The organism is Amycolatopsis sp. SID8362, assembly GCF_010550475.1.
GTDB classification, from domain to species: domain Bacteria; phylum Actinomycetota; class Actinomycetes; order Mycobacteriales; family Pseudonocardiaceae; genus Amycolatopsis; species Amycolatopsis eburnea.
In genome coordinates this window covers 1-465 of record NZ_JAAGNB010001453.1, presented here as the reverse complement: position 1 = coordinate 465, position 465 = coordinate 1, and the positions used below count along the sequence as shown (strand labels likewise).

General features: G+C 75.1%; 2 pseudogenes. Both read left to right on the top strand.

The features are described 5' to 3' along the window. Positions 1-218: pseudogene (locus tag G3I65_RS44500) on the top strand (DUF6286 domain-containing protein); the annotation flags it as partial. Next, positions 215-465: pseudogene (locus tag G3I65_RS44495) on the top strand (alkaline shock response membrane anchor protein AmaP); the annotation flags it as partial. The pseudogenes G3I65_RS44500 and G3I65_RS44495, both read left to right, overlap by 4 nt.

The window sequence follows — 465 nt, the reverse complement described above, 5'->3', positions numbered from 1 at the left end:
TGGTCGGGCTGACCGTGCGCGCGCAGGACAACGTCGCGGGCGCGTCGGTCACCGCGAGCGCCCGGCGGATCCGCGTCCGGGCGAAGAGCACCCTGGAAGCCGAGGGCGAGCTGCGGCCGCGGCTGCTGGAAACCGTGTCCGCCCTGCTCGACGACGTCCCGCTGGCGCGGCGGCCGAAGGTCACCGTCGTCGTCGACTCGCCGAAGGACCGCCGATGAGCAAGTCCGTCGCCGCGAAGGCGCTTTCCCGGTCGTACGCGGGCGAACGCGTGCTGACGTTCCTGGTCGGGCTGCTCGCCCTGCTCGGCGGCGCGCTCGCGCTGGTCGTCGGCTTCGGCGTGCTCGGCGAGTACCGCGGGCGGCGGGCGCTGCTGGACCCGATGGCCGTCGGCTGGCTCGGTGCGCACGCGACCCCCGCGCGGATCGCCGCGATCGTGCTCGGCGTGCTGCTGTTCGTGCTCGGGCT